Source organism: Bradyrhizobium arachidis (genome assembly GCF_015291705.1).
Lineage (GTDB): Bacteria > Pseudomonadota > Alphaproteobacteria > Rhizobiales > Xanthobacteraceae > Bradyrhizobium > Bradyrhizobium arachidis.
Genome location: NZ_CP030050.1, coordinates 6,271,363 through 6,294,619, shown reverse-complemented (window position 1 = coordinate 6,294,619; position 23,257 = coordinate 6,271,363). Strand labels below are relative to the sequence as shown.

The 23,257-nt window shown below is 63.6% G+C and carries 33 protein-coding genes; 32 read left to right on the top strand and 1 reads right to left on the bottom strand.

The genetic code is table 11. The annotated features are described in order from the left end of the window. Window positions 1–45 precede the first annotated feature (45 nt). The gene (locus WN72_RS29430; protein ID WP_092219080.1) at window positions 46–2,079 is read left to right on the top strand and encodes an ABC transporter ATP-binding protein; all 2,034 of its coding nucleotides are present in this window, start codon (window positions 46–48) and stop codon (window positions 2,077–2,079) included. Here the strand turns inward: WN72_RS29430 and WN72_RS29425 are convergent. Next, a complete protein-coding gene (locus tag WN72_RS29425) occupies window positions 1,995–3,245 on the bottom strand; it encodes an FAD-dependent oxidoreductase (RefSeq protein WP_092219082.1) in 1,251 nt (416 codons plus the stop codon). The genes WN72_RS29430 and WN72_RS29425 overlap by 85 nt on opposite strands. Before the next feature lie 684 nt (window positions 3,246–3,929). Between WN72_RS29425 and rpsL the strand changes: the two genes are divergently transcribed. The 31 genes from rpsL to rplQ all read left to right on the top strand — a co-directional run bounded on the left by rpsL (window position 3,930) and on the right by rplQ (window position 23,226). After that, the gene (gene rpsL, locus WN72_RS29420) at window positions 3,930–4,301 is read left to right on the top strand and encodes a 30S ribosomal protein S12 (protein ID WP_007603006.1); all 372 of its coding nucleotides are present in this window, start codon (window positions 3,930–3,932) and stop codon (window positions 4,299–4,301) included. A gap of 15 nt (window positions 4,302–4,316) precedes the next feature. After that, window positions 4,317–4,787, top strand: a complete 471-nt coding sequence (gene rpsG, locus WN72_RS29415; RefSeq protein ID WP_018647239.1) for a 30S ribosomal protein S7 — start codon at window positions 4,317–4,319, stop codon at window positions 4,785–4,787. A gap of 33 nt (window positions 4,788–4,820) precedes the next feature. Continuing rightward, window positions 4,821–6,893 (top strand): elongation factor G, encoded by a 2,073-nt coding sequence (gene fusA / locus WN72_RS29410; protein WP_027564409.1) that lies wholly within the window; start codon window positions 4,821–4,823, stop codon window positions 6,891–6,893. A gap of 41 nt (window positions 6,894–6,934) precedes the next feature. Then, window positions 6,935–8,125 (top strand): elongation factor Tu, encoded by a 1,191-nt coding sequence (gene tuf, locus WN72_RS29405; protein ID WP_027564408.1) that lies wholly within the window; start codon window positions 6,935–6,937, stop codon window positions 8,123–8,125. An 81-nt stretch (window positions 8,126–8,206) separates the two neighbouring features. Beyond that, a complete protein-coding gene (gene rpsJ / locus WN72_RS29400) occupies window positions 8,207–8,515 on the top strand; it encodes a 30S ribosomal protein S10 (protein ID WP_002712302.1) in 309 nt (102 codons plus the stop codon). A 51-nt stretch (window positions 8,516–8,566) separates the two neighbouring features. Continuing rightward, window positions 8,567–9,280 carry a 50S ribosomal protein L3 gene (rplC, locus tag WN72_RS29395; RefSeq protein WP_027564407.1) on the top strand — a complete coding sequence of 238 codons (714 nt, stop codon included), beginning with the start codon at window positions 8,567–8,569 and terminating at the stop codon, window positions 9,278–9,280. Between the two features lies 1 nt (window position 9,281). Further along, entirely contained in the window at window positions 9,282–9,902 is a 621-nt protein-coding gene (gene rplD, locus WN72_RS29390; RefSeq protein WP_018647243.1) for a 50S ribosomal protein L4, read from the top strand. Beyond that, a complete protein-coding gene (locus tag WN72_RS29385) occupies window positions 9,899–10,201 on the top strand; it encodes a 50S ribosomal protein L23 (RefSeq protein WP_027564406.1) in 303 nt (100 codons plus the stop codon). Before rplD ends, WN72_RS29385 begins: the two co-directional genes overlap by 4 nt. A 12-nt stretch (window positions 10,202–10,213) precedes the next feature. Then, window positions 10,214–11,047 carry a 50S ribosomal protein L2 gene (gene rplB, locus WN72_RS29380; RefSeq protein WP_027564405.1) on the top strand — a complete coding sequence of 278 codons (834 nt, stop codon included), beginning with the start codon at window positions 10,214–10,216 and terminating at the stop codon, window positions 11,045–11,047. Window positions 11,048–11,059: 12 nt separating this feature from the next. Then, on the top strand, window positions 11,060–11,338 hold the full coding sequence (rpsS, locus tag WN72_RS29375) for a 30S ribosomal protein S19 (RefSeq protein ID WP_007603021.1): 279 nt from the start codon (window positions 11,060–11,062) through the stop codon (window positions 11,336–11,338). A 10-nt stretch (window positions 11,339–11,348) separates the two neighbouring features. Continuing rightward, complete coding sequence (gene rplV / locus WN72_RS29370) at window positions 11,349–11,735, top strand: 50S ribosomal protein L22 (RefSeq protein ID WP_028137020.1); 387 nt, start codon at window positions 11,349–11,351, stop codon at window positions 11,733–11,735. A 17-nt stretch (window positions 11,736–11,752) separates the two neighbouring features. Continuing rightward, window positions 11,753–12,478, top strand: coding sequence for a 30S ribosomal protein S3 (gene rpsC / locus WN72_RS29365; protein ID WP_027564403.1), 726 nt, complete (start codon window positions 11,753–11,755; stop codon window positions 12,476–12,478). Window positions 12,479–12,508: 30 nt separating this feature from the next. Continuing rightward, the gene (gene rplP / locus WN72_RS29360) at window positions 12,509–12,922 is read left to right on the top strand and encodes a 50S ribosomal protein L16 (RefSeq protein ID WP_008136349.1); all 414 of its coding nucleotides are present in this window, start codon (window positions 12,509–12,511) and stop codon (window positions 12,920–12,922) included. A gap of 5 nt (window positions 12,923–12,927) precedes the next feature. Beyond that, window positions 12,928–13,134 (top strand): 50S ribosomal protein L29, encoded by a 207-nt coding sequence (gene rpmC, locus WN72_RS29355; RefSeq protein ID WP_011088144.1) that lies wholly within the window; start codon window positions 12,928–12,930, stop codon window positions 13,132–13,134. Between the two features lie 13 nt (window positions 13,135–13,147). Beyond that, window positions 13,148–13,396, top strand: coding sequence for a 30S ribosomal protein S17 (rpsQ, locus tag WN72_RS29350; protein WP_007603028.1), 249 nt, complete (start codon window positions 13,148–13,150; stop codon window positions 13,394–13,396). A gap of 84 nt (window positions 13,397–13,480) precedes the next feature. After that, entirely contained in the window at window positions 13,481–13,849 is a 369-nt protein-coding gene (rplN, locus tag WN72_RS29345) for a 50S ribosomal protein L14 (RefSeq protein ID WP_007603030.1), read from the top strand. After that, window positions 13,849–14,163, top strand: coding sequence for a 50S ribosomal protein L24 (rplX, locus tag WN72_RS29340; protein ID WP_027564400.1), 315 nt, complete (start codon window positions 13,849–13,851; stop codon window positions 14,161–14,163). Before rplN ends, rplX begins: the two co-directional genes overlap by 1 nt. Next, window positions 14,156–14,713 carry a 50S ribosomal protein L5 gene (gene rplE, locus WN72_RS29335; protein WP_018647250.1) on the top strand — a complete coding sequence of 186 codons (558 nt, stop codon included), beginning with the start codon at window positions 14,156–14,158 and terminating at the stop codon, window positions 14,711–14,713. The genes rplX and rplE overlap by 8 nt, the downstream gene beginning before the upstream one ends. A 46-nt stretch (window positions 14,714–14,759) precedes the next feature. Further along, a complete protein-coding gene (rpsN, locus tag WN72_RS29330) occupies window positions 14,760–15,065 on the top strand; it encodes a 30S ribosomal protein S14 (protein ID WP_018322268.1) in 306 nt (101 codons plus the stop codon). A gap of 14 nt (window positions 15,066–15,079) precedes the next feature. After that, the gene (gene rpsH, locus WN72_RS29325; RefSeq protein WP_018322269.1) at window positions 15,080–15,478 is read left to right on the top strand and encodes a 30S ribosomal protein S8; all 399 of its coding nucleotides are present in this window, start codon (window positions 15,080–15,082) and stop codon (window positions 15,476–15,478) included. A 16-nt stretch (window positions 15,479–15,494) separates the two neighbouring features. Beyond that, complete coding sequence (rplF, locus tag WN72_RS29320; protein ID WP_027564399.1) at window positions 15,495–16,028, top strand: 50S ribosomal protein L6; 534 nt, start codon at window positions 15,495–15,497, stop codon at window positions 16,026–16,028. Between the two features lie 11 nt (window positions 16,029–16,039). Then, window positions 16,040–16,402 carry a 50S ribosomal protein L18 gene (gene rplR / locus WN72_RS29315; protein WP_007603036.1) on the top strand — a complete coding sequence of 121 codons (363 nt, stop codon included), beginning with the start codon at window positions 16,040–16,042 and terminating at the stop codon, window positions 16,400–16,402. 44 nt (window positions 16,403–16,446) lie between these two features. Then, window positions 16,447–17,040 (top strand): 30S ribosomal protein S5, encoded by a 594-nt coding sequence (gene rpsE, locus WN72_RS29310; protein ID WP_008136332.1) that lies wholly within the window; start codon window positions 16,447–16,449, stop codon window positions 17,038–17,040. 24 nt (window positions 17,041–17,064) lie between these two features. Then, entirely contained in the window at window positions 17,065–17,271 is a 207-nt protein-coding gene (gene rpmD, locus WN72_RS29305; RefSeq protein ID WP_027564398.1) for a 50S ribosomal protein L30, read from the top strand. A 73-nt stretch (window positions 17,272–17,344) separates the two neighbouring features. Continuing rightward, window positions 17,345–17,830 (top strand): 50S ribosomal protein L15, encoded by a 486-nt coding sequence (gene rplO / locus WN72_RS29300; RefSeq protein WP_011088136.1) that lies wholly within the window; start codon window positions 17,345–17,347, stop codon window positions 17,828–17,830. Between the two features lie 151 nt (window positions 17,831–17,981). After that, complete coding sequence (secY, locus tag WN72_RS29295) at window positions 17,982–19,313, top strand: preprotein translocase subunit SecY (RefSeq protein ID WP_027564397.1); 1,332 nt, start codon at window positions 17,982–17,984, stop codon at window positions 19,311–19,313. 277 nt (window positions 19,314–19,590) lie between these two features. Then, window positions 19,591–20,445: an adenylate kinase gene (locus WN72_RS29290; RefSeq protein ID WP_027564396.1), complete on the top strand. Its 855-nt coding sequence runs from the start codon at window positions 19,591–19,593 to the stop codon at window positions 20,443–20,445. Window positions 20,446–20,632: 187 nt separating this feature from the next. Then, window positions 20,633–21,001: a 30S ribosomal protein S13 gene (rpsM, locus tag WN72_RS29285; protein WP_027564395.1), complete on the top strand. Its 369-nt coding sequence runs from the start codon at window positions 20,633–20,635 to the stop codon at window positions 20,999–21,001. A gap of 129 nt (window positions 21,002–21,130) precedes the next feature. Next, window positions 21,131–21,520 (top strand): 30S ribosomal protein S11, encoded by a 390-nt coding sequence (rpsK, locus tag WN72_RS29280; protein WP_007603045.1) that lies wholly within the window; start codon window positions 21,131–21,133, stop codon window positions 21,518–21,520. 112 nt (window positions 21,521–21,632) lie between these two features. Continuing rightward, window positions 21,633–22,664, top strand: coding sequence for a DNA-directed RNA polymerase subunit alpha (locus WN72_RS29275; protein WP_035729592.1), 1,032 nt, complete (start codon window positions 21,633–21,635; stop codon window positions 22,662–22,664). A gap of 145 nt (window positions 22,665–22,809) precedes the next feature. Next, a complete protein-coding gene (rplQ, locus tag WN72_RS29270; protein WP_092219084.1) occupies window positions 22,810–23,226 on the top strand; it encodes a 50S ribosomal protein L17 in 417 nt (138 codons plus the stop codon). Window positions 23,227–23,257: the final 31 nt, after the last annotated feature.

Sequence of the window (23,257 nt, the reverse complement as noted above, 5' to 3'; positions counted from 1 at the left end):
CTGCTTTCTCTGCGGTCATGCCGGCCGTCAGCATCGGTTGGTATCATGGCGTCCAAGCCTCTCTCGCCCGACAAACAGAAGCTCGCCGCCGAAGAGGCGACCGAGCTCGACGACAAGCTCGCCGCCGCCGCCAAGCCGGACCTCGAAGGCGACGAGGACGATGAAGACGAGGAGGATGACGAGCTGGAGCTCGATGACGACGATGAGGACGAGGACCTCGTCGTCTTTACCGCGCGCGAGGCGGCCGGCGCGCTCGCGACCATCCTGGGTTTCATCAAGCCCTTCCTCGCCAACTACAAGCGGATGCTGTCGTTCGTGGCGTTCGGCGTCGTCGTCGAGACGCTGTTCAACGTCATCATGCCGCTCAGCCTGAAATACCTGATCGACGACGCGCTCGGCGAGGAGGATTTCCAGGCGCTGTACAAGATCCTCGGCGTGCTCGCGGCCGCCGGCATCTTCACCTCTATCGTCGCGGTCTGGTACGAGCGCTGGGACGCGCGGCTGGCCGCCTGCATCATCTCCGACGTCCGCAAGCGCCTGTTCGAGCACGTCCAGGACCTGCCGGCGGCCTATTTCGGCCGCTCCAAGCGCGGCGAGATCCTGTCGCGCTTCTCGGTCGACCTCTCGGCCTTCGAAGGCTCGGTCAAGACCTTCGCCAACAGCGCGGCGCTGCCGTTTCTGGAATTGGTCGCCGGCATTGTCCTAATGGTGTTCCTGAACTGGCAGCTCGCCGTCGTCGCGCTGCTGGTGTTCCCGATCACGCTGATCGGCCCGCGCATCCTCACCCCGAAGGCGGTGCAGGCCAATTACGAGCAGAAGCTCAACGAGAGTGCGCTGCTCGGCATGGTGCAGGAGAACGTGGCGGCGCAGGCCGTGATCAAGGCGTTCAGCCTGCAGCGCAAGATGTTCGGCTTCTTCCGCTTCCGCAACGACGAGACCCGCAACAAGATCGCCTCCGCGGCGTTCCTGTCGACCATGGTGGAGCGAACGGTCACCATCTCGGTGCTGATGCTGCATCTCGTGGTGCTCGCGATCGGCGCCTATCTGGCGACCAAGGGCCAGATCACCATCGGCACCTTCGTCACCTTCGAGAGCGCGTTCTGGGAGGTCTCCTACAACATCGCCCATGTGATGCACTTCATCCCGGTGTCGATCTCCTCGGCCGCCGCGATCCGCCACATCCAGGAGCTGCTCGACGAGCCGACCCGCGGCGCCGATCGGCCGGGCGCGCCCGACCTGCCGCGCATCACCAACGACATCACCTTCGACCACGTCACCTTCCAGTACGAAGGCAGCCAGACGCCGGTGCTGGACAATCTCAGCCTCAAGCTAAACGTCGGCAAGAGCATCGCCATCGTCGGGCCCTCGGGCTCGGGCAAGAGCACGCTGCTCAATTTGATCCTGCGGCTCTACGTGCCCGATGAGGGGCGCGTCACCATCGACGGCGTCGACGTCCGCAAGGTGACGCTGGATTCGCTGCGCCGGAGCATGGCGGTCGTGTTCCAGGAGAACATGCTGTTCAACATGTCGATCCGCGAGAACATCCGGCTCGGCAAGGAGGGCGCGACCGACGAGGAGGTGGAGGAGGCGGCGAAGAAGGCCGAGATCCATCGCTACATCATGAGCCTGCCGCAGCGTTACGACACCCCGGTCGGCGAGCGCGGCGACACCTTGTCGGGCGGCCAGCGCCAACGCATCGCGATCGCGCGCGCGATCATCCGCAATCCCTCGGTGCTGCTGCTCGACGAGGCCACCTCGGCGCTGGACCAGACCACGGAAGCGGCGATCAATCGCACTCTGCTGAAGGTCGCCAAGGGCCGCACCATGATCTGGTCGACGCATCGCCTGACCTCGGTGGTCGAGATGGACGAGATCATCGTCATTTCAGGGGGCAGGGCGATCGAGCGCGGCCCGCATGCCGAGCTGCTCGCGAAGAACGGCACCTATCGCAAGCTGTGGAACGACCAGATGCACCAGCCGCACAGCGCTGCGGCTCAGGCCGATGACGACAGCGAGGATGACGACGAGGAAGACGACGACCTTGAGGATGATGAGGACGAGGACGACGAGGAGGAGTGACCGAGGAAGTTCGGCTCCAGATCGAAGGCACCTCCGAGCGGCCGCAAGAGCCCCTGAACCGACCAGGCCATGAAGCGCGCCCAGCGCTGTGCCGTCCAATAGGGGCCTGTCGCGGTCGAGACCAAGCGGAAATCGAACGCCTTCGCCGCCGACCATTCGTCGCAGGCCCGCTTGACGGGATCGGCATAGAACGCGGCGACCTTCGCCGCATCCATCCCGTCGGAGGCGAGCCACTGCGGGATGTAGACATTGCAGAGCCGCTCGACGTCCGTGAAGACCTTGTCGCAGCCGGTGCCTGCGGCGGGGCAGGAGGTCGCGAAGGCATCGCCCACCAATACGAGGCCGGGCTGGCCGCTTGCATCGTTCACATAGAGATCGACCGGGCGGATCTTGATCTCGCCGGGAATGTCGAATGGGCCGGTGATGTGTTTGAGCCGGGGTAGGGCGGCGTTCAGCGTCCCGGCTGGCCTGCGACGCAGCTCGCCGAGCCAGGGATCGTCGAAGCTGCGGTAGACGAACAGATTGGCGCGCATCCGCGGGCCGATCGGAAACAGCGTGATGTAGGGAATGCGGTCGCTCGGCCGCTCCGAGAAATAGGTCAATGCGGGGAAATCGAACGAATTCCGCCCCGCCGGCACCACGTCGAATCCGATCGAGATCGAATGGCAGGCGCTGACGACCTTCCGCGCAATGCCGAGCTGGTGGCGCAGGCCGACATTGAGGCCATTGGCGAGCACGACGAGGCGGGCCGAGATCGTCTCGTCATTGGAGAGCGAGACCCGCTGCCGCTCCGGGCTGGTCTCGACCGCAACGGCCTTGGCGCAGATGCGCTCGACGCTCGCAGGGATCTCGTCGCGGACGGCGCCAACCAGGGAATCGTAGAGGATGTTGAACTGCCGGCTCGGCGCCTTGTCGAGCAGACGGCCGAAACGCGCGATCCAGTTCTCGCCGGCAAAGGTGGCGCGGCGCAGCACCGATTCTCCGATTCCGGTCTTCAGGAATCGCTCGACCTGGACATGGCCGCTGAGTTTCTCGACGCGAAAATCCGCCGGATAGCTCTCATGCGGATCGATCAGGGCTGTCGAAATGCCGGCGCGGCCGAGCATCGCAGCGGTGGTCGAGCCGGACAAACCCCCGCCGATGATGGCAATGTCGGTGTACCGCATGGCGTAAATCTCTGCCGAAGGCGGCAGATTGCCGCATCAACAGGAAAAAAAGCCTTAGCAAGAGATATAAAAGTATATTTCGCCCGGATGTAAATGGGTCGCTGGGGTAGCGGAACAGGAAACCCATGCCCATATCCGGATGACGCGGTGAGTGCGACAAACAGCGATTTCGACAGTCGCGAGAAGCGTTTTCTGACTGTCGTTTCACCTTGACTTGAGCGATTCTCACTTATAGAAAGCGCCTCACTTAACGACAGGCGGTGAGCATCGCCAACGTCGGAACGGGCCACCCGTTGATCGCCAGGGACCATATCTCGGGGATCGATTAAGCGGGCACCAACCTCGACGAATGCCGCTCAAACGCTGTCGATCATAGCTAGGCAATGCCAGTGCGATTTTAGTTCTCTTGAGCTCGTTCTCTTGAGATCGAATTCGGATGCATGACCTCGGTGCGCAGGCCGCAGCTTTACGCTGATCGGCCTCAATATCGCGGTCCTCTGTGGCGTCGAAGCGCTTTCCGCTCGTTGATGGAGCGGTTGGCGCAATTTCGCTTTGTGCGGATTGTTCCGCAAAAGGCGGCCTCGTCGGGCAGGTGGCCCGAGAAGAATTTGCGGTTCCGGCGACGGACCGCGCCAAGACAGCGGGCCCGGAAGGGGCCGCGACAGAACAAAGGGTAAGGCCAGGATGCCGACGATCAACCAGCTGATCGCTCAACCGCGTGAAGTGCAGAAGTCGCGCAAGAAGGTGCCGGCGCTGCAGCAGTCGCCGCAGAAGCGCGGTGTTTGCACGCGCGTCTACACCACGACCCCGAAGAAGCCGAACTCGGCGCTTCGTAAGGTCGCCAAGGTGCGCCTGACCAACGGCTTCGAGGTGATCGGCTACATCCCCGGCGAGGGCCATAACCTCCAGGAGCACTCGGTGGTCATGATCCGCGGCGGCCGCGTCAAGGACTTGCCCGGCGTGCGCTACCACATCCTCCGCGGCGTTCTGGATACCCAGGGCGTCAAGAACCGTAAGCAGCGTCGTTCGAAGTACGGCGCCAAGCGTCCGAAGTAAGCGGGAACCAGCTCAATGTCTCGTCGCCACTCAGCGGAAAAGCGCGAAGTTCTCCCGGATCCGAAGTTCGGGAACATCATCGTCACGAAGTTCATGAACTCGGTGATGTACGCCGGCAAGAAGTCGGTCGCCGAAGGCATCGTCTATGGTGCGTTTGGTATCATCGAGAGCAAGACCAAGCAGAACCCGCTCGGCGTGTTCGAGCAGGCGCTCGAGAACGTCATGCCGACGATCGAGGTTCGCTCCCGCCGCGTCGGCGGCGCGACCTACCAGGTTCCGGTCGAGGTTCGCTCGACCCGCCGGCAGGCGCTTGGCATTCGCTGGCTGATCGCGGCTGCGCGCGAGCGCAACGAGAAGACGATGACCGAGCGGCTCTCGGCGGAGCTCTTGGACGCATCGAATAACCGGGGGAACGCCGTCAAGAAGCGTGAAGACGTGCACCGGATGGCGGAAGCCAACCGCGCCTTCTCGCACTATCGCTGGTAACGGCGAAACAAACGGACTCGCAAGGAACACCCCATGCCCCGCCAACATGCCATCGAGGACTACCGTAACTTCGGTATCATGGCGCATATCGACGCCGGCAAGACCACGACGACCGAGCGCATCCTCTATTACACCGGCAAGAGCCACAAGATCGGCGAAGTGCACGAAGGTGCCGCGACGATGGACTGGATGGAGCAGGAGCAGGAGCGTGGCATCACGATCACCTCGGCTGCGACCACCGCGTTCTGGGCCGGCAAGCGCCTGAACATCATCGACACGCCCGGCCACGTCGACTTCACCATCGAGGTCGAGCGTTCGCTGCGCGTGCTCGACGGCGCCGTCTGCGTGCTCGACTCCAACCAGGGCGTCGAGCCCCAGACCGAGACCGTCTGGCGCCAGGGCGACAAGTACAAGGTTCCGCGCATCGTCTTCGCCAACAAGATGGACAAGATCGGCGCCGACTTCTTCAAGTGTCTGGCCGACATCGTCGACCGTCTGGGCGCCAAGCCCGTCGCGATCCAGCTGCCGATCGGTGCCGAGAACAACTTCAAGGGTCTCGTCGACCTCGTGAAGATGAAGGGCGTCGTCTGGAACGATGAATCGCTCGGCGCGAAGTTCGACTATGTCGACATTCCGGAAGACCTCGTCGACCAGGCCAAGGAATACCGCGAGAAGATGGTGGAAGCCGCCGTCGAGCTCGACGACGACGCCATGGCCGCCTATCTCGACGGCAAGGAGCCGGACGAGGCGACCCTGAAGCGCCTGATCCGCAAGGCGGTGCTGACCGGCGCGTTCTATCCCGTGCTGTGCGGCTCGGCCTTCAAGAACAAGGGCGTGCAGCCGCTGCTCGACGCCGTCGTCGACTATCTGCCGTCGCCGCTCGACGTGCCCGCGATCAAGGGTACCGACGACAAGGGCAACGAAGTCGTGCGCAAGGCGGACGACAAGGAGCCGCTGGCGCTGCTCGCGTTCAAGATCATGGACGACCCGTTCGTCGGCACCATCACCTTCTGCCGCATCTACTCCGGTATCCTGCAGAGCGGCACCGGCGTCGTGAACTCGACCCGCGAGAAGAAGGAGCGCATCGGGCGCATGCTGCTCATGCATGCGAACAACCGCGAGGACATCAAGGAAGCCTATGCCGGCGACATCGTCGCGCTGGCCGGCCTGAAGGAAGCGCGCACCGGTGACACGCTGTGCGATCCCGACAAGCAGGTGATCCTGGAGAAGATGGAATTCCCCGAGCCGGTCATCGAGATCGCGATCGAGCCGAAGTCCAAGGCCGACCAGGAGAAGCTGGGCGTGGCACTGGCCAAGCTCGCCGCGGAGGATCCGTCCTTCCGCGTGTCGACCGACCACGAGTCCGGCCAGACCATCCTCAAGGGCATGGGCGAACTCCATCTCGACATCAAGGTCGACATCCTCAAGCGCACCTACAAGGTCGACGCCAACATCGGCGCGCCGCAGGTTGCGTTCCGTGAGCGCGTCACCAAGCGGGTCGAGCACAGCTACACCCACAAGAAGCAGACCGGCGGTACCGGCCAGTTCGCGGCCGTGTCGTTCATTGTCGAGCCGAACGAAGCCGGCAAGGGCTACGAGTTCGAGTCGAAGATCGTCGGCGGCGCGGTGCCGAAGGAATACATCCCCGGCGTCGAAAAGGGCCTGGAGAGCGTGCTCTCGTCCGGCGTGGTCGCGGGCTTCCCCGTGGTCGACGTCAAGGTGCAGCTCGTCGACGGCAAGTATCACGACGTCGACTCGTCGGCGCTCGCCTTCGAAATCGCTTCGCGCGCCTGCTTCCGCGAAGCGCTGCAGATGGGCAAGTCCGTCCTGCTCGAGCCGATCATGAAGGTCGAAGTGGTGACCCCGGAAGACTACACCGGCTCGGTCATCGGCGACCTGAATTCCCGGCGCGGTCAGATCCAGGGGCAGGACATGCGCGGCAACGCCAACGTCATCAACGCGATGGTGCCGCTCATGAACATGTTCGGTTACGTGAATAACCTACGCTCGATGAGCCAGGGTCGCGCGACCTTCACCATGCAGTTCGACCACTACGCAGAAGCGCCGGCCAACGTGTCGGCAGAAGTCCAGAAGAAGTTTGCCTGATTGTCGTCGGTCTGAAAGCTGACGATTGAACGGAGAGTCAAATGGCCAAAGCAAAGTTTGAACGTAACAAGCCGCACTGCAACATCGGCACCATCGGTCACGTCGACCATGGCAAGACGTCGCTGACCGCGGCGATCACCAAGGTTCTCGCCGAAGCCGGCGGTGCGACGTTCACCGCGTACGACCAGATCGACAAGGCGCCGGAAGAGAAGGCGCGCGGCATCACCATCTCGACCGCGCACGTCGAGTACGAGACGCCGAACCGCCACTACGCCCACGTCGACTGCCCCGGCCACGCCGACTACGTGAAGAACATGATCACCGGCGCCGCCCAGATGGACGGTGCGATCCTGGTCGTGTCGGCCGCTGACGGCCCGATGCCGCAGACCCGCGAGCACATCCTGCTCGCCCGCCAGGTCGGCGTGCCCGCGCTCGTCGTGTTCCTCAACAAGTGCGACATGGTCGACGATCCGGAGCTGCTCGAGCTCGTCGAGCTCGAAGTCCGCGAGCTGCTCTCGAAGTACGAATTCCCGGGCGACACGATCCCGATCATCAAGGGCTCGGCGCTGGCCGCTCTGGAGGACTCCAACAAGGCGCTCGGCCACGACGCCATCCTCGAGCTGATGAAGAACGTCGACTCGTACATCCCGCAGCCGGAGCGTCCGATCGACCAGCCGTTCCTGATGCCGGTTGAAGACGTGTTCTCGATCTCGGGCCGCGGCACCGTCGTGACCGGCCGTGTCGAGCGCGGCATCGTCAAGGTCGGCGAGGAAATCGAGATCGTTGGTCTCCGCGCCACCCAGAAGACCACCGTCACCGGCGTCGAAATGTTCCGCAAGCTGCTCGATCAGGGTCAGGCCGGCGACAACATCGGCGCTCTGCTCCGCGGTACCAAGCGCGAAGACGTCGAGCGCGGTCAGGTGCTGTGCAAGCCGGGTTCGGTCAAGCCGCACACCAAGTTCAAGGCTGAGGCTTACATCCTCACCAAGGAAGAGGGCGGTCGCCACACCCCGTTCTTCACCAACTACCGTCCGCAGTTCTACTTCCGCACCACCGACGTGACCGGTGTCGTGCACCTGCCGGAAGGCACCGAGATGGTGATGCCGGGCGACAACATCGCGATGGAAGTGCACCTGATCGTGCCGATCGCGATGGAAGAGAAGCTCCGTTTCGCGATCCGCGAAGGTGGCCGCACCGTCGGCGCCGGCGTCGTCGCCTCGATCATCGAGTAACCACGCGAATAGGGAATGGCGAGTGGCGAATAGTTTCTATTCGCTATTCGCTACTCGCCACTCACTAAGAAAGAATCGGCAATGAACGGCCAAAACATTCGTATCCGTCTCAAGGCGTTCGACCATCGTATCCTCGATACGTCGACCCGCGAGATCGTGAACACGGCGAAGCGCACCGGCGCGCAGGTCCGCGGACCCATTCCGCTGCCCACCCGCATCGAGAAGTTCACCGTCAACCGTTCGCCCCACGTCGACAAGAAGAGCCGCGAGCAGTTCGAGATGCGCACGCACAAGCGCCTGCTCGACATCGTCGATCCGACCCCGCAGACCGTCGATGCTTTGATGAAGCTCGACCTGGCCGCCGGTGTCGACGTCGAGATCAAGCTCTAAGATTTTGGATCCCGTTCGCGTAAGCGGACAGAAAGAACAGGAAGCAAGCCGATGCGCTCCGGAGTGATCGCACAAAAGGTCGGGATGACGCGGGTCTTCACGGAGGCCGGCGAACATATCCCCGTGACCGTGCTGAAGCTCGGCAATTGCCAGGTCGTAGGCCACCGCACCGAAGAGAAGAACGGTTACGTCGCGCTCCAGCTCGGTTCTGGTGCCCGCAAGACCGTTTACATGCCCAAGGCCGAACGCGGCCAGTTCGCGGTCGCCAAGGTCGAGCCGAAGCGCCGGGTCGAGGAATTCCGCGTCACCGCGGATGCCATGATCCCGGTCGGCGCCGAGATCCAGGCCGATCACTTCGTCGTCGGCCAGTTCGTCGACGTCACCGGCACCTCGGTCGGTAAGGGCTTTGCCGGCGGTATGAAGCGCTGGAACTTCGGCGGTCTGCGCGCCACGCACGGTGTGTCGATCTCGCACCGCTCGATCGGTTCGACCGGTGGTCGTCAGGACCCCGGCAAGACCTGGAAGAACAAGAAGATGCCCGGCCACATGGGTGTCGACCGCATCACCACGCTCAACCTCCGCGTCGTCCAGACCGATGTCGAGCGCGGCCTGATCCTCGTCGAAGGCGCCGTTCCCGGCTCCAAGGGCGGCTGGATCCGCGTGCGCGACGCCGTCAAGAAGCCGTTGCCGAAGGAAGCTCCGAAGCCCGGCAAGTTCAAGGTCGCTGGCGACGCGGAAGCCGCTCCGGCTGCGCAGGAGGCGTGAGATGGAACTGAAGGTCACCACCCTCGAAGGTAAGGAAGCCGGCTCCGTCCAGCTGTCCGACGCCATCTTCGGTCTCGAGCCGCGCGAGGACATCATCGCGCGCTGCGTGCAGTGGCAGCTCAACAAGCGCCAGGCCGGCACGCACAAGGCCAAGGGCCGCGCCGAGATCTGGCGCACCGGCAAGAAGATGTACAAGCAGAAGGGCACCGGCGGTGCTCGTCACGGCTCGGCCCGCGTGCCGCAGTTCCGCGGCGGTGGCCGTGCCTTCGGTCCGGTGGTGCGTTCGCACGCCACGGACCTGCCGAAGAAGGTCCGCGCGCTCGCGCTCAAGCATGCGCTCTCGGCCAAGGCCAAGGACGGCGATCTCGTCGTGATCGAGAAGGCCGCGCTGGAAGCCGCCAAGACCAAGGCGCTGCTCGGTCACTTCTCGGGCCTGGGGCTCACCAACGCGCTGATCATCGACGGCGCCGAGCTCAACAACGGCTTTGCCGCTGCGGCCCGCAATATCCCGAACATGGACGTGCTGCCGATCCAGGGCATCAACGTCTATGACATCCTGCGCCGTCAGAAGCTCGTTCTGACCAAGGCCGCCATCGATGCGCTGGAGGCGCGCTTCAAATGAGCAAGAACATCGAGCCTCGCCACTACGACGTGATCCTGTCGCCGGTCGTGACCGAAAAGGCCACGATCGCCTCGGAGCACAACAAGGTGCTGTTCAAGGTGGCCGCGAAGGCGACCAAGCCGCAGATCAAGGAAGCGATCGAGAAGCTGTTCGACGTCAAGGTCAAGAGCGTCAACACGCTGGTCCGCAAGGGCAAGACCAAGGTCTTCCGCGGCAATCTCGGTTCGCAGTCGAACTCCAAGCGCGCGATCGTGACCCTCGAAGAGGGCCATCGGATCGACGTGACCACCGGTCTGTAAGGTCGTACGACGATGGCACTGAAGACATTCAATCCCACGACGCCGGGCCAGCGCCAGCTGGTCATGGTCGATCGTTCGGCCCTCTACAAGGGCAAGCCGGTCAAGGCGCTCACCGAAGGCAAGCACTCCTCGGGCGGTCGCAACAACACCGGTCGCATCACCGTGCGTTTCCGCGGCGGCGGTCACAAGCAGACGCTGCGCATCGTCGACTTCAAGCGTGACAAGGTCGATGCGCCCGCGACGGTCGAGCGGCTGGAGTACGATCCCAACCGCACTGCGTTCATCGCGCTGATCAAGTATCAGGACGGCGAGCAGGCCTACATCCTGGCGCCGCAGCGCCTGGCCGTGGGCGACACCATCGTCGCCGGCAACTATGTCGACGTGAAGCCGGGCAACGTCATGCCGCTCGGCAACATGCCGGTCGGCACGATCATCCACAACATCGAGGTCAAGATCGGGAAGGGCGGCCAGCTCGCTCGTTCGGCGGGCACCTACGCCCAGCTCGTCGGCCGCGACCAGGACTACGTCATCATCCGCCTGAACTCGGGCGAGCAGCGTCTGGTGCACGGCCGTTGCCGCGGCACGATCGGCGCGGTGTCGAACCCGGATCACATGAACACCTCGATCGGCAAGGCCGGCCGCAACCGTTGGCTGGGCCGCAAGCCGCATAATCGCGGCGTTTCGATGAACCCGATCGACCATCCGCACGGCGGTGGCGAAGGTCGTACCTCGGGCGGCCGCCACCCGGTCACCCCGTGGGGCAAGCCGACCAAGGGCAAGAAGACCCGCTCCAACAAGTCGACCAACAAATTCATTCTCCTAAGCCGCCACAAGCGGAAGAAGTAAGGAACGCCGGACATGGTTCGTTCAGTCTGGAAAGGCCCGTTCGTCGAGGGTTCTCTGCTCAAGAAGGCAGATGCCGCCCGTTCGTCCGGCCGTCACGACGTCATCAAGATCTGGAGCCGTCGCTCGACGATCCTGCCGCAATTCGTCGGCCTGACCTTCGGCGTCTACAACGGTCAGAAGCACGTGCCGGTGGCCGTCAACGAGGAAATGGTCGGTCACAAGTTCGGCGAGTTCTCGCCGACCCGGACCTTCCATGGCCACTCCGGCGACAAGAAAGCCAAGAAGGCTTGAGGATTAAACGATGAGCAAACCTAAGCGCGAACGGAGCCTCGCCGACAACGAGGCCAAGGCGGTCGCCCGGATGCTGCGGGTGAGTCCGCAGAAGCTCAACCTGGTCGCCCAGCTCATTCGCGGCCGGAAGGCGGCTGCTGCGCTCGCCGACCTGCAGTTCTCGCGCAAGCGGATCGCGGTCGACGTGAAGAAGTGCCTGGAATCGGCGATCGCCAATGCCGAGAACAACCACGACCTCGACGTCGACGATCTCGTCGTGGCGCAGGCCTTCGTCGGCAACGGCCTCGTGATGAAGCGCTTCGCAGCCCGCGGCCGTGGCCGTTCGGGCCGCGTCTACAAACCATTTTCGCAGCTGACGATCATCGTTCGTCAGGTCGAAGCCGAAGCAGCGGCTTAAGGGCGCAGGAGAACACGATGGGTCAAAAGATCAATCCGATCGGTCTGCGTCTCGGCATCAACCGGACCTGGGATTCCCGCTGGTTCGCCGGCAAGCAGGAATACGGCAAGCTGCTGCACGAGGACGTCAAGATCCGCGAGATCCTGCACAAGGAGCTCAAGCAGGCGGCCGTCGCCCGCATCGTGATCGAGCGTCCGCACAAGAAGTGCCGCGTCACCATCCACTCGGCCCGTCCGGGCGTGGTGATCGGCAAGAAGGGCGCCGACATCGACAAGCTGCGCAAGAAGGTCGCGGACATCACCTCGTCCGACGTCGTCATCAACATCGTCGAGATCCGCAAGCCGGAGCTCGATGCGACGCTGGTGGCGGAATCGATCGCGCAGCAGCTGGAGCGCCGCGTGGCGTTCCGCCGCGCCATGAAGCGCGCCGTGCAGTCGGCGATGCGTCTCGGCGCGGAAGGCATCCGCATCAACTGCTCGGGTCGTCTGGGCGGTGCGGAAATCGCGCGCATGGAGTGGTACCGCGAAGGCCGCGTGCCGCTGCACACGCTGCGCGCCGACATCGACTACGGCGTTGCGACCGCGTTCACGACCTTCGGCACCTGCGGCGTCAAGGTCTGGATCTTCAAGGGCGAGATCCTCGAGCACGATCCGATGGCCCAGGACAAGAGAATGGCCGAAGGCGAGACCGGCGGCAGCAGCGATCGTGGTGGCCGTCAGCGCCGCGAAACGGCTGCAGCCTAAAGCCAGACAGGAATTTGAGGGCTTAAAGCCATGATGCAACCTAAGAAAACGAAGTTCCGGAAGGCGCATAAGGGCCGCATCCACGGCGTTGCGTCTTCGGGCGCGACGTTGGCGTTCGGCCAGTTCGGCCTGAAGGCGACCGAGCCTGAGCGCGTTACCGCGCGCCAGATCGAAGCCGCTCGCCGCGCGCTGACCCGCCACATGAAGCGCGCCGGCCGCGTCTGGATCCGCGTGTTCCCCGACGTTCCGGTGTCGAAGAAGCCGGCCGAAGTCCGCATGGGCTCCGGCAAGGGTTCGCCGGAATTGTGGGTGGCGCGCGTCAAGCCGGGCCGGGTGCTGTTCGAGATCGACGGCGTCAACACCCAGACGGCGCGTGAGGCGCTGACCCTGGCGGCCGCCAAGCTGCCGATCAAGACGCGCTTCGTCGAGCGCATTGCGGAGTAATGGCCATGGCACAGATGAAGATCGAAGACATCCGCGCGATGAGCCCCGACCAGCAGGATGACGCCATCCTGAACCTGAAGAAGGAGCGCTTCAACCTGCGCTTCCAGCGCGCCACCGGGCAGCTCGAGAACACCTCGCGCCTGCGCGAGGCCCGCCGTGACATCGCCCGGATCAAGACCGTCGCCGCGCAGACGCGCGCGAAGAAGAAGTAAGAGGCTTACGAAGATGCCGAAACGTACTTTGCAGGGCGTGGTCGTCAGCGACAAGCAGGCCAAGACCATCGTGGTGCGCGTCGATCGCCGCTTCACGCACCCGATCTACAAGAAGACGATCCGCCGTTCGAAGAACTACCACGCGCACGACGAGAGCAACGAGTTCAAGCCGGGCGACATGGTGTGGATCGAGGAATCGAAGCCGATTTCGAAGCTGAAGCGCTGGGTCGTGATCCGGGGCGAGCACAAGAAAAGCGCCTGATCTGTTGGCTTTAGCCGACTGACTTCAGGGAAATGTTGAGCGCCGGCTGGGCTGGCGCAATTAGAAAGAGGACGAGGTGCATCAATGATTCAGATGCAGACCAACCTCGACGTGGCCGACAATTCTGGCGCACGCCGTGTCATGTGTATCAAGGTGCTCGGAGGCTCCAAGCGCCGCTACGCCACGATCGGCGACATCATTGTCGTCTCGATCAAGGAAGCGATTCCGCGTGGCAAGGTGAAGAAGGGCGACGTGATGAAGGCCGTCGTGGTGCGCGTCCGCAAGGACATCCGCCGCGCCGACGGTTCGGTCATCCGCTTCGACCGCAACGCCGCCGTGCTGATCAACAACCAGTCCGAGCCGGTCGGCACCCGTATCTTCGGGCCCGTGCCGCGCGAGCTGCGCGCCAAGAACCACATGAAGATCATCTCGCTCGCGCCGGAGGTGCTGTGATGGCTGCGAAGATCCGCAAGGGCGACAAGGTCGTCGTGCTGACCGGCCGCGACAAGGGCCGCACCGGCGAAGTGTTCGAGGTTCGTCCCGACGCCGGCACCGCGCTCGTGCGCGGCGTCAACATGGTCAAGCGTCACCAGAAGCAGACGCAGGCCCAGGAGGGCGGCATCATCTCGAAAGAGGCGCCGATCCAACTGTCCAACATCGCGTATGTCGGCAAGGACGGAAAGCCGACCCGCATCGGATTCAAGATTCTGGCGGACGGCAAGAAGGTCCGCATCGCCAAGAGCTCGGGAGCTGAGATCGATGGCTGAGGCCGCTTACACCCCGCGCCTGCGCGCGGAATACGACGCGAAGATCCGCACCGCCCTGACCGAGAAGTTCGGTTATGAGAACGTGATGCAGGTTCCGCGCCTGGACAAGGTCGTGCTGAACATGGGCGTTGGCGATTCCGTCAACGACCGCAAGAAGGCCGAGACCGCCGCCGCCGAGCTGACCCAGATCGCCGGCCAGAAGGCGATCGTGACCTATTCGCGTATCGCGATCGCGACCTTCAAGCTGCGTGAGAACCAGCCGATCGGCTGCAAGGTCACGCTGCGCAAGGCCCGCATGTACGAGTTCATCGATCGCCTGGTGACGGTCGCGCTGCCGCGCGTCCGCGACTTCCGCGGCCTGAACCCGAAGAGCTTTGACGGCCGCGGCAACTACTCGCTCGGCATCAAGGAGCACATCATTTTCCCCGAGATCGACTTCGACAAGGTCACGGAAGCCCGCGGTATGGACATCACCGTCTGCACCACGGCCAAGACCGACGAAGAGGCGAGGGCCTTGTTGACCGCTTTCAATTTCCCGTTCCGGCAGTGAGACGCTGACCTAAAGCCTCTCAAACGCGGATACCCAGGAGCCAAGCATGGCAAAGAAGAGTTCAGTCGAGAAGAACAACCGGCGCAAGCGGATGGTGAAGAACGCCGCCGCCAAGCGCGAGCGGTTGAAGGCGATCATCGCCGACAAGAAGCTGCCGATGGAAGAGCGTTTCGCTGCGACGTTGAAGCTGGCGGAAATGCCGCGCAACTCGTCGGCCACCCGCATCCGCCTGCGCTGCGAGCTGTCGGGCCGCCCGCGCTCGAACTATCGCAAGAACAAGCTGTCCCGTATCGCGCTGCGCGAACTTGGCTCCAAGGGCATGGTCCCGGGCCTCGTCAAGTCGAGCTGGTAAGGAGGGTCGTTTAGATGTCTACGCACGATCCAATCAGCGATCTGATCACCCGCATCCGCAACGCGCAGATGCGCTCCAAGACCAAGGTCTCGACGCCCGGCTCGAAGATGCGCGAGAACGTGCTCGAGGTGCTCAAGTCCGAGGGCTACATCCGCGGTTACGCCACGCTCGAGCATTCCTCGGGCCGCAGCGAAATCGAGATCGAGCTGAAGTATTTCGACGGCGAGCCCGTCATCCGCGAGATCGAACGTGTCTCCAAGCCCGGGCGTCGCGTTTACGCCTCGGTGAAGAACCTGCCGCGGGTCAACAACGGGCTCGGCATTTCGGTGTTGTCGACGCCGAAGGGGATCATGGCCGACCACAGCGCGCGCGACGCGAATGTGGGCGGTGAAGTCCTCTTCACGGTGTTCTGAGAAGGATTTTTGATCCATGTCACGAGTTGGCAAAAGGCCTGTGGCGGTTCCGTCGGGTGTGACCGCGACCGTCGATGGGCAGACCGTCAAGATGAAGGGGCCGAAGGGCCAGCTTCAGTTCGTCGTCCATGACGACGTCGAGGTGAAGCTCGAGAGCGGCCAGATCAAGGTCAAGCCGCGGGCCGAGACCAACCGCGCTCGCGCGCTGTACGGTACCGCTCGCGCCCAGGTCGCGAACCTAGTCGAAGGCGTCACCAAGGGCTTCGAGAAGAAGCTCGAGATCACCGGCGTCGGCTACCGCGCCGCGATGCAGGGCAAGAACCTGCAGCTCGCGCTCGGCTACAGCCATGACGTGATCTATCCGATCCCGGAAGGGATCACGATCGCCGTGCCGAAGCCGACCGAGATCACGGTGTCGGGCAGCGACGTCCAGCGCGTCGGCCAGGTCGCCGCCGAGATCCGCAGCTATCGCCCGCCGGAGCCCTACAAGGGCAAGGGCGTGAAGTATGTTGGCGAATTCATCTTCCGCAAGGAAGGCAAGAAGAAGTAACGGAGCCGGTCATGTCCAAAGCCAAGGTTACGAATGCCCGGCGCAAGCGGAGTGTGCGGCTGAAGCTGCGCCGCTCCGGTGGCGGCCGTCCGCGTCTGTCGGTGTTCCGCTCGTCCAAGCACATCTACGCCCAGGTCATCGACGACCTGAAGGGCGAGACGCTGGCCTCTGCCTCTTCGCTCGAGAAGTCGATGCGCGACGGCGGCAAGACCGGCGCCGACATCGATGCGGCGAAGGCGGTCGGCAAGCTGCTGGCCGAGCGCGCCGCCGAGAAGGGCGTCAAGGAAGTCGTGTTCGATCGCGGCAGCTATCTCTATCACGGGCGCGTCAAGGCTCTCGCCGACGCGGCGCGTGAGAGCGGGCTGAGCTTCTAACGGAATTTGAGGATTGAGGCGTAAGCCTCTGAAGGATTGGAAAAATGGCAGAACGCGAACAACGTGGTGGACGCGATCAACGCGGCGGCGGACGTGAACGCAAGGAGCGCGAGGAGCGCGACAGCGAGTTCGTCGACAAGCTGGTCCACATCAACCGCGTGGCCAAGGTCGTCAAGGGCGGCAAGCGCTTCGGTTTCGCCGCGCTGGTCGTGATCGGCGACCAGAAGGGCCGCGCCGGCTTCGGTCACGGCAAGGCACGCGAAGTGCCCGAGGCGATCCGCAAGGCGACTGAATCCGCCAAGCGCAATCTGACCCGGGTCTCGCTGCGCGAGGGCCGCACGCTCCATCACGACATCGCCGGCCGTCATGGCGCGGGCCGTGTCTACCTGCGTGCAGCTCCGGCCGGTACCGGCATCATCGCCGGCGGCCCGATGCGCGCCGTGTTCGAGACGCTCGGCGTCCAGGACGTGGTGGCCAAGTCGATCGGCTCGTCGAACCCGTACAACATGGTTCGCGCGACCTTCGACGCGCTGAAGCATCAGGATTCGCCGCGTTCGGTCGCAGCCCGCCGCAACATCAAGGTGTCCACTCTGCAGTCCCGCCGTATCGGCGGCGATGCCGAGGCGGCTGCCGACTAACGGAAGCTTTCGGAGTAGACTCCCATGGCCAAGGACGCCGCTAAGTCCAGCAAGACGATCAAGCTCGAGCAGACCGGCAGCGCGATCCGCCGCCATCACTCGCAGCGGTCGACCCTGATCGGGCTCAAGCTCAACAAGATCGGCCGCACCAGCGAACTGCCGGATACCCCGGCCGTGCGCGGCATGATCGACAAGGTTCACCATCTCGTCCGCATCGTCGACGAGAAGTAAGCAGGGCGCATGATCCCGAAACCGGGTGCCGGTCTTCGGTGACGATCATGCGCAAGACACAAGGAGAAGGGCGATGAAGCTCAGCGATATCGCCGACAACGCCGGCTCGCGCAAGAAGCGCATGCGCGTCGGCCGCGGCATTGGTTCGGGCAAGGGCAAGCAGTCCGGCCGCGGCGGCAAGGGCCAGACCGCGCGTTCGGGCGTGCGCATCAAGGGTTTCGAAGGCGGCCAGATGCCGATGCATCGCCGTCTGCCCAAGCGCGGCTTCAACAACATCTTCCGCGTCGAGTTCGCCGAGATCAATCTCGACCGGCTCCAGGAAGCGGTCGATGCCAAGAAGATCGACGCCGGCAGCGTCGTGAACGTCGAGGCCCTGGTGAAGGGCGGCGTGCTGCGCCGCGCCAAGGGCGGCCTGCGGCTGCTCGGCCGTGGCGAACTCAAGTCCAAGCTCAACATCGAGGTGCATGGCGCCACCAAGACCGCGATCGCGGCGGTCGAGAAGGCCGGCGGCTCGGTGAAGATCCTCGCCCCTGCCAAGGAAGAAGGCGAGGCGGCGTAACAACTGCGTCATTGGCCCGCGCCTCGCGGGCCTTTACGCATGCGGGACGATGGACTTATCGAAGCCGAGCCCCAGATAATGTCCGGCGTCCGCTCTAATGTAGCCCGGCCGCGGGCATGACGGCGCAACAGGCGGCGGGAGAAAGTCCAAGATGGTCTCTGCAGCGGAACAACTGGCAGCCAATCTCAATTTCGGCGCGTTCGCCAAGGCCGACGAACTGAAGAAGCGCATCTGGTTCACCCTGGGTGCGCTGCTCGTTTATCGGCTCGGAACCTACATCCCGCTGCCGGGCATCGATCCCAACATCTGGGAGCAGGTGTTCAGGTCCCAGGCGGGCGGCATCCTCGGCATGTTCAACATGTTCGCCGGCGGCGGCATCCACCGCATGGCGATCTTCGCGCTGAACATCATGCCGTACATCTCGGCCTCGATCATCATCCAGCTCCTGACCACCGTCTCGCCGCAGCTCGAGGCGCTGAAGAAGGAGGGTGAGGCGGGGCGCAAGACGCTGAACCAGTACACCCGCTATCTGACGGTGATCCTGGCCGCGTTCCAGTCCTACGGCATCGCGGTGGGCCTCGAAGGCGCCGGCAACGTCGTCAGCGACCCCGGCATGTTCTTCCGCCTGTCGACCGCGATCACGCTGACCGGCGGCACCATGTTCCTGATGTGGCTGGGCGAGCAGATCACCTCGCGCGGCATCGGCAACGGCATCTCGCTGATCATTCTCTCCGGCATCGTCGCCGAGCTGCCCGCGGCGCTCGCCAACATGCTCGAGCTCGGCCGTCAGGGCGCGATGTCGACCGGCCTGATCCTGGTCGTTATCATCATGGCCGTCGCCGTGATCGCCTTCATCGTGTTCATGGAGCGCGCCCAGCGCCGGCTGCTGATCCAGTATCCGAAGCGCCAGGTCGGCAACAAGATGTTCGAGGGCCAGTCTTCGCATCTGCCGCTGAAGCTCAACACCTCGGGCGTGATCCCGCCGATCTTCGCGTCTTCGCTGCTGCTGCTCCCGACCACGGTCGCGAACTTCAATGCCGGCAGCGGGCCGGAATGGTTCCAGTGGATCACCACCCAGCTCGGCCACGGCCGTCCGCTGTTCCTGGTGCTCTATCTCGCGCTGATCGTGTTCTTCGCGTTCTTCTACACCGCCATCGTGTTCAACCCGACCGAGACCGCGGACAATCTGAAGAAGCACGGCGGCTTCATCCCGGGCATCCGTCCGGGCGAGCGCACCGCGGAATATATCGACTACGTGCTGTCGCGCATCACCGTGCTGGGTGCGATCTATCTCGCGATCGTCTGCTTGATCCCGGAGATCCTGATCTCCTACGCCTCGGTGCCGTTCTACTTCGGCGGCACCTCGCTGCTGATCGTCGTCAGCGTCACCATGGATACGGTGGCGCAGGTGCAGGGCTATCTGCTGGCCCATCAGTACGAAGGCCTGATCCGCAAGTCGAAGCTGCGCGGCCGCCGCCGCTGAGCGCTGTGTCCTGCGAAGGCGGCGCAACAGCGCCGCCGATTCGCCGCGCGAGCAACGCGCGGCGCTGACGGAAGTGACCAGCCGGACGTTCGGTCGCATCGACAGAGCAGCTCTCACCGCGACGCAATCACTGATTTCAAAGGCCTTCTTGGCGTCCAGGCATTCGCTCCCCTATGATATGGGTAGCGGTGCAGCGCCGATTATGGTTTGCACTGTTATCGAACTTTCAAACACGGGTGCGCGACGTATCGCTCACCAATCCGGGGGGCGTACGCCGATGAGAATTATACTTCTGGGACCGCCGGGGTCGGGCAAGGGGACCCAGGCGCAGCTCTTGGTGCAGCGCTATGGCATCGTCCAGCTCTCGACCGGCGAGATGCTGCGCGCGGCTGTGGCGGCTGGTACGCCGGTCGGGCTGAAGGCCAAGGAGATCATGGCCGGCGGCGGCCTCGTCCCCGACGACGTCGTGGTTGGAATCATCTCCGATCGCATCGACCAGCCGGATGCCAAGGGCGGCTTCATCCTCGACGGCTTCCCGCGCACCGTGCCGCAGGCCGAGGCGCTGGACGATCTCTTGAAGCACAAGCATCTCAAGCTCGACGCCGTCATCGAGCTCCGCGTCAACGAGAGCGCGCTGCTGAGCCGCGTCGAGACCCGCGTCGCCCAGATGCGGGAGCGCGGGGAGGAGGTCCGGGTCGACGACACCCCGGAGGTCCTGACCAAGCGCCTGGCCAGCTACCGCAGCCAGACCGAGCCGCTGATTCACTACTATTCCGAGCGGCGGAAGCTCTCGACCATCGACGGCATGATGGCCATCGACGAGGTCACCCGTGCCATCCACCGCCAGCTGCTGGCGCTTGGGGCGGTGGAACCCAAGACCCATGCCCGCAGCGCGGCCAAGGCGGGTCCGGCCAAGAAGGCCAAGGCAGCCAAGAAGGCGGCTAAAAAGCCGGCCAAAGCGGCTAAAAAGGCCGCCAAATCGGCCAAAACCGCCAAAAAGGCGGCCAAGAAGGCCGTGAAGGGCGCCAAGAAGACAGCCAAGAAAACGGTCAAAAAGACCACCAAAAAGGCCGTCAAAAAAGGTTCGAAGAAGGGACCAAAAAAGGTCACGAAAAAGCGAGCCAAGCGCTAGCAGCGGTTGACGAAAGCCCCTGGAATCCCCTAATAAGCCCCGCATCCAAGTCGGATAGTTTCAGACGATGCCGGGCCCCAGGAAGACCGGGGGTGGGCGTCGTGTTCGCGTTTGTGAACACCTGCCCGAGAAAGCAAGCACTTAAAGCCCGATCTCTGACGAGGGATCGGCAACAGGAGAGAAGGCCGTGGCCCGTATTGCCGGCGTGAACATTCCCACCAACAAGCGCGTGCTGATCGCGCTTCAGTACATCCATGGCATCGGCCCGAAGATCGCCGGTGACATCATCGAGAAGGTGAAGATCCCCTCGGATCGTCGCGTCAATCAGCTCAGCGACGCCGAAGTGCTCCAGATCCGCGAAGTGATCGACCGCGACTATCTCGTCGAGGGCGACCTACGTCGCGAGGTCGGCATCAACATCAAGCGTCTGATGGACCTCGGCTGCTATCGCGGCCTGCGTCATCGTCGCGGTCTGCCGGTGCGCGGTCAGCGGACCCACACCAATGCGCGTACGCGCAAGGGTCCGGCCAAGGCCATCGCCGGCAAGAAGAAGTAATTCGACGCGAATGGCGAATCGGGAGTGGCGAATGGATTTCATTCGCTACTCGCCATTCGCCACTCGCATTTTCACAGGTGTAGCCGCTGGCATTACGGCGGCGTTTGAGATCTCCAGGAAAGGTCATCAATGGGCAAGGAAGCCACCCGCGTTCGCCGTCGTGAGCGCAAGAACATCGCCTCCGGCGTTGCGCATGTGAACTCGTCGTTCAACAACACGACCATCACCATCACCGACGCACAGGGCAACACGATTGCCTGGTCCTCCGCCGGCACGATGGGCTTCAAGGGCTCGCGCAAGTCGACCCCGTACGCCGCGCAGGTGGCCGCCGAGGACGTGTCCAAGAAGGCGCAGGAGCACGGCATGCGCACGCTGGAAGTCGAAGTCGCCGGTCCCGGTTCGGGCCGCGAGTCGGCGCTCCGTGCACTGCAGGCCGCGGGCTTCACCGTCACCTCGATCCGTGACGTGACCACCATCCCGCACAACGGTTGCCGTCCCCGCAAGCGTCGGCGCGTTTGATACCAAGTTGCGGGTGCATCGGCGCCCGCAATGACTTTTGTACGAAGCCGCGGGTGCAGCCTGCGGCCTTTCTCCAACGCCAGTGTCTGCAACGGCAGTTCGACTGGCCTGTATGGGTGAAACAGTGACGATCCAGAAAAATTGGCAAGAACTGATTCGGCCGAACAAGCTCCAGGTCACGCCCGGCAGTGACCCCACGCGTTTCGCGACCATCGTCGCCGAGCCGCTCGAGCGCGGCTTCGGCCAGACCCTCGGCAACGCGCTGCGCCGCATCCTGCTCTCCTCGCTCCAGGGCGCGGCGGTGCAGTCGGTGCACATCGACGGCGTGCTGCACGAGTTCTCCTCGATCGCTGGCGTCCGTGAGGACGTCACCGACATCGTGCTCAACATCAAGGACATCTCGATCAAGATGCAGGGCGAAGGCCCCAAGCGCATGGTCGTGAAGAAGCAGGGCCCGGGCGTCGTCACCGCCGGCGACATCCAGACCGTCGGCGACGTCACCGTGCTCAACCCGGACCTCCAGATCTGCACCCTCGACGAGGGCGCCGAGATCCGCATGGAGTTCACGGTCTCGACCGGCAAGGGCTACGTGCCCGCCGAGCGCAACCGTCCCGAGGACGCGCCGATCGGCCTGATCCCGGTCGACAGCCTGTATTCGCCGGTCCGCAAGGTCTCCTACAAGGTCGAGAACACCCGCGAGGGCCAGATCCTCGACTACGACAAGCTGACCATGACGATCGAGACCAACGGCGCGATCTCGCCGGATGACTCCGTGGCTTACGCCGCGCGCATCCTGCAGGATCAGCTCAACGTGTTCGTCAACTTCGAAGAGCCGCGCAAGGAAGTCGCCCAGGAGATCATCCCGGACCTCGCCTTCAACCCGGCCTTCCTCAAGAAGGTGGACGAGCTCGAGCTGTCGGTACGTTCGGCCAACTGCCTGAAGAACGACAACATCGTCTACATCGGCGACCTCGTGCAGAAGAGCGAAGCGGAAATGCTCCGCACCCCGAACTTCGGCCGCAAGTCGCTGAACGAGATCAAGGAAGTGCTGGCCCAGATGGGTCTGCACCTCGGCATGGAAGTGCCGGGCTGGCCGCCGGAGAACATCGACGAGCTGGCCAAGCGCTTCGAGGATCATTACTGATCGAATGGGGAGTGGCGAATGGCGAATAGTAATTCTATTCGCTACTCGCCATTCGCTATTCATCACCCAGGGCGAACGCAGGCAGCCCACCTGAGCAACATGTCCGACGAACCGTCGCGGCAGTTTTAACGTAAGGACTACACACATGCGTCACGGCAAGGTTCATCGGAAGCTCAATCGTACGGCCGAGCACCGCAAGGCGATGTTCGCCAACATGGCGGCCGCGCTGATCAAGCACGAGCAGATCGTCACCACGCTGCCCAAGGCCAAGGAGCTCCGCCCGATCGTCGAGAAGCTCGTCACTCTCGGCAAGAAGGGCGGCCTGTCGCTGCGCCGCCAGGCGATCTCCGAGCTGCGCGACGTCGACATGGTCAAGAAGCTCTTCGACACGCTCGCGACCCGCTACAAGGATCGCCAGGGCGGCTACACCCGCATCATCAAGGCCGGCTTCCGCTACGGCGACAACGTCGCGATGGCCGTGATCGAGTTCGTCGATCGCGACGTCGATGCCAAGGGCCAGGATTCCGGTCCGGTGCAGGAGAAGGAAGCCGAGGCGGCGTAAGCCGACCGGTATGGAAGTTTCAGAAAGCGGC

Excerpts from the sequence above, each read along its gene's own strand:
- rplB (WP_027564405.1), top strand. The coding sequence starts at position 10,214 with ATGGCACTGAAGACATTCAATCCCACGACGCCGGGCCAGCGCCAGCTG.
- WN72_RS29425 (WP_092219082.1), bottom strand. The coding sequence starts at position 3,245 with ATGCGGTACACCGACATTGCCATCATCGGCGGGGGTTTGTCCGGCTCG.
- rpmC (WP_011088144.1), top strand. The coding sequence starts at position 12,928 with ATGGCACAGATGAAGATCGAAGACATCCGCGCGATGAGCCCCGACCAG.
- rpsS (WP_007603021.1), top strand. The coding sequence starts at position 11,060 with ATGGTTCGTTCAGTCTGGAAAGGCCCGTTCGTCGAGGGTTCTCTGCTC.
- rpsQ (WP_007603028.1), top strand. The coding sequence starts at position 13,148 with ATGCCGAAACGTACTTTGCAGGGCGTGGTCGTCAGCGACAAGCAGGCC.
- rpsJ (WP_002712302.1), top strand. The coding sequence starts at position 8,207 with ATGAACGGCCAAAACATTCGTATCCGTCTCAAGGCGTTCGACCATCGT.
- rplX (WP_027564400.1), top strand. The coding sequence starts at position 13,849 with ATGGCTGCGAAGATCCGCAAGGGCGACAAGGTCGTCGTGCTGACCGGC.
- rpsK (WP_007603045.1), top strand. The coding sequence starts at position 21,131 with ATGGGCAAGGAAGCCACCCGCGTTCGCCGTCGTGAGCGCAAGAACATC.
- WN72_RS29290 (WP_027564396.1), top strand. The coding sequence starts at position 19,591 with ATGAGAATTATACTTCTGGGACCGCCGGGGTCGGGCAAGGGGACCCAG.
- secY (WP_027564397.1), top strand. The coding sequence starts at position 17,982 with ATGGTCTCTGCAGCGGAACAACTGGCAGCCAATCTCAATTTCGGCGCG.
- rplV (WP_028137020.1), top strand. The coding sequence starts at position 11,349 with ATGAGCAAACCTAAGCGCGAACGGAGCCTCGCCGACAACGAGGCCAAG.
- rplO (WP_011088136.1), top strand. The coding sequence starts at position 17,345 with ATGAAGCTCAGCGATATCGCCGACAACGCCGGCTCGCGCAAGAAGCGC.
- rplC (WP_027564407.1), top strand. The coding sequence starts at position 8,567 with ATGCGCTCCGGAGTGATCGCACAAAAGGTCGGGATGACGCGGGTCTTC.
- rpsN (WP_018322268.1), top strand. The coding sequence starts at position 14,760 with ATGGCAAAGAAGAGTTCAGTCGAGAAGAACAACCGGCGCAAGCGGATG.
- rplP (WP_008136349.1), top strand. The coding sequence starts at position 12,509 with ATGATGCAACCTAAGAAAACGAAGTTCCGGAAGGCGCATAAGGGCCGC.
- WN72_RS29275 (WP_035729592.1), top strand. The coding sequence starts at position 21,633 with ATGGGTGAAACAGTGACGATCCAGAAAAATTGGCAAGAACTGATTCGG.
- WN72_RS29385 (WP_027564406.1), top strand. The coding sequence starts at position 9,899 with ATGAGCAAGAACATCGAGCCTCGCCACTACGACGTGATCCTGTCGCCG.
- rplN (WP_007603030.1), top strand. The coding sequence starts at position 13,481 with ATGATTCAGATGCAGACCAACCTCGACGTGGCCGACAATTCTGGCGCA.
- rplF (WP_027564399.1), top strand. The coding sequence starts at position 15,495 with ATGTCACGAGTTGGCAAAAGGCCTGTGGCGGTTCCGTCGGGTGTGACC.
- tuf (WP_027564408.1), top strand. The coding sequence starts at position 6,935 with ATGGCCAAAGCAAAGTTTGAACGTAACAAGCCGCACTGCAACATCGGC.
- rplD (WP_018647243.1), top strand. The coding sequence starts at position 9,282 with ATGGAACTGAAGGTCACCACCCTCGAAGGTAAGGAAGCCGGCTCCGTC.
- rpsC (WP_027564403.1), top strand. The coding sequence starts at position 11,753 with ATGGGTCAAAAGATCAATCCGATCGGTCTGCGTCTCGGCATCAACCGG.
- rplQ (WP_092219084.1), top strand. The coding sequence starts at position 22,810 with ATGCGTCACGGCAAGGTTCATCGGAAGCTCAATCGTACGGCCGAGCAC.
- rpsL (WP_007603006.1), top strand. The coding sequence starts at position 3,930 with ATGCCGACGATCAACCAGCTGATCGCTCAACCGCGTGAAGTGCAGAAG.
- rplE (WP_018647250.1), top strand. The coding sequence starts at position 14,156 with ATGGCTGAGGCCGCTTACACCCCGCGCCTGCGCGCGGAATACGACGCG.
- rpsE (WP_008136332.1), top strand. The coding sequence starts at position 16,447 with ATGGCAGAACGCGAACAACGTGGTGGACGCGATCAACGCGGCGGCGGA.
- WN72_RS29430 (WP_092219080.1), top strand. The coding sequence starts at position 46 with ATGGCGTCCAAGCCTCTCTCGCCCGACAAACAGAAGCTCGCCGCCGAA.
- rpsG (WP_018647239.1), top strand. The coding sequence starts at position 4,317 with ATGTCTCGTCGCCACTCAGCGGAAAAGCGCGAAGTTCTCCCGGATCCG.
- rplR (WP_007603036.1), top strand. The coding sequence starts at position 16,040 with ATGTCCAAAGCCAAGGTTACGAATGCCCGGCGCAAGCGGAGTGTGCGG.
- rpmD (WP_027564398.1), top strand. The coding sequence starts at position 17,065 with ATGGCCAAGGACGCCGCTAAGTCCAGCAAGACGATCAAGCTCGAGCAG.
- fusA (WP_027564409.1), top strand. The coding sequence starts at position 4,821 with ATGCCCCGCCAACATGCCATCGAGGACTACCGTAACTTCGGTATCATG.
- rpsH (WP_018322269.1), top strand. The coding sequence starts at position 15,080 with ATGTCTACGCACGATCCAATCAGCGATCTGATCACCCGCATCCGCAAC.